1 protein-coding gene and 2 pseudogenes are annotated in these 1,936 nt (G+C 66.0%); 1 reads left to right on the top strand and 2 read right to left on the bottom strand.

What is annotated here, in order from left to right:
- Positions 1-425, bottom strand: a pseudogene (locus JCM25156_RS25050) (shikimate dehydrogenase family protein); the annotation flags it as partial.
- 8 nt (positions 426-433) lie between these two features.
- On the bottom strand, positions 434-1,282 hold the full coding sequence (locus tag JCM25156_RS15155; RefSeq protein WP_025813746.1) for an N-formylglutamate amidohydrolase: 849 nt from the start codon (positions 1,280-1,282) through the stop codon (positions 434-436).
- A gap of 210 nt (positions 1,283-1,492) precedes the next feature.
- On the opposite strand from JCM25156_RS15155, the pseudogene JCM25156_RS25045 reads away from it, so the two are divergent.
- A pseudogene (locus JCM25156_RS25045) lies at positions 1,493-1,936 on the top strand (lyase family protein); the annotation flags it as partial.

Genomic DNA, 1,936 nt, shown 5'->3' with positions numbered 1-1,936 from the left:
CCCCGCGCCCAGCAGCAGGGCGCGGCCACCATGGACGGGAATTCCATGCGCCTCGACATTGGCGACGAATCCATCCCCATCGGTGGAATAGCCTTCGATCCGGCCTCATCGGTGAAAACCAGCGTATTGACCGAACCGGACCGCTCGGCCGAACGGTCCAGACGGTCCACGATCCGGTAAGCCGATTCCTTGTGCGGAATGGTGACGTTCACGCCCCGGAATCCCGCCGCCTGAAGGCCACGGACCGCCGTCTCGAACTGCCCCGGCCGGACAGGCAGCGGCACGTAAGCCCCATTGATCGCGCATTTGCGCAGCCAGAAATTATGCATGAGCGGTGAGCGCGAATGCGCGACCGGCCAGCCGATCACCCCGGCCAGAAGCGTATGCCCATCAATGCGCGGCGCGCGCTGCGTTGTCTTTTCCATCGGGTCCATCAGGCTGTCTGTTTACGTGAACCGGCACTCTGGCGGCTGAATTCGTCCCATGCGCGCGGCAGGATACGCGCCAGGCGCGCGGCCCATTCCGCCTGCCCCCGCGCGGTGGCAACCAGATCCTGACGGATCTCGATTTCAAGATAGGGCAGGCCCCGCCCCTCCGCATGCACCGGCACGGTATAATCGCTGGCGTCCGTCAGCGCATAGGGTTCGTTGCTGCCCACGACCAGTCCGTCCTCCGCCGCCAGCAGGTCACGCACCCGCAGCCCGAAAGCGGGATTGCGGTTGTGCAGCACGCCGGTATGCCACGGGCGCTTCTGGCCGTTCATGCAGTCCGTAAAACTGTGCAGGGACACCAGCACGACCGGTAGCCCCGCCTCCAGCCGGGTCGAGATTTCATTCTCGATGCGCTGGTGATAGGGCAGGAATATCTCCTCCACCCGCTGGCCTTCCTGGGCGGCGGTAATATCGACATTACCGGGCACGTCCGTGCCATCGCTGCGCCGCACGATGGATGTCGGGTGCCCCGGCGCGCGGTTGCAGTCGATCACGAGGCGGGAATAGGCCTGCTCGACCAGCACGCAGCCCAACTGCTCCGCCAGCAGGCGGCCCGTCTCGGCCATGCCGAGGTCACAGGCGATGTGGCGCGCCCGATCGGCGGCGCTGACCCCCAGATCCCCCAGTGCCGCGGGAATGGCCCGGCCGGCATGGTCGCTGGTCAGCACGAAAGGCGGGGCGGTGGGGGAAACGGGGCTTCCGGCGGCCGAAGGGCCGAACTGGATAACGGGTGGAGGATCATCCTGCGTCAGCAGACGTGACGGCTCTTGCGCAAGGGCTGCGTGCGGCATTGTGCGGGGCGTCCTCTGGCCGTGGGCGGATTGCGCCATGACCCTACAGCCCCTGCCGCATGAGTAAAAGACCCCGCGCGACAACCCACATCCCGCAGGAACGATTGTATCTGGCGGCCCACGTGGGTAGGGTGCGCGGCAGCCATGGCGTTACGCCAACATGGCCCTTAATCACGCTTGAATCACACTTTGGGGTAGCTGGAACACAGAATGCCGGGGAATGCGAAAACGCTGACGGATCAGGACGCGAACGGCGCCAACGCGCAATGGGGCGGACGCTTTGCCGGGGGGCCTGCGGCGATCATGCAGGACATCAACGCCTCCATCGGGTTTGACAAAGCGCTGTGGCGGCAGGACATCGCAGGCTCCAAGGCCCATGCCGCCATGCTGGCCAGAACCGGCATCATCTCGGCCGAGGACGCGCGCGCCATTACCGACGGGCTGGACGGGATCGGGCGCGAGATCGCGGCGGGCACGTTCGAATTCAGCACCGCGCTGGAAGATATTCACATGAATATCGAATCCCGCCTGTCCGACCGCATTGGCGAGGCGGGCAAGCGCCTGCACACCGCGCGTTCGCGCAACGATCAGTCGCGACCGATTTCCGCCTGTGGGTGCGTGACGCGATTGACGGGCTGGACCGGCAGGCGGCCG

Source organism: Komagataeibacter kakiaceti JCM 25156 (assembly GCF_000613305.1).
This window is presented reverse-complemented; position numbering and strand designations above follow the sequence as displayed.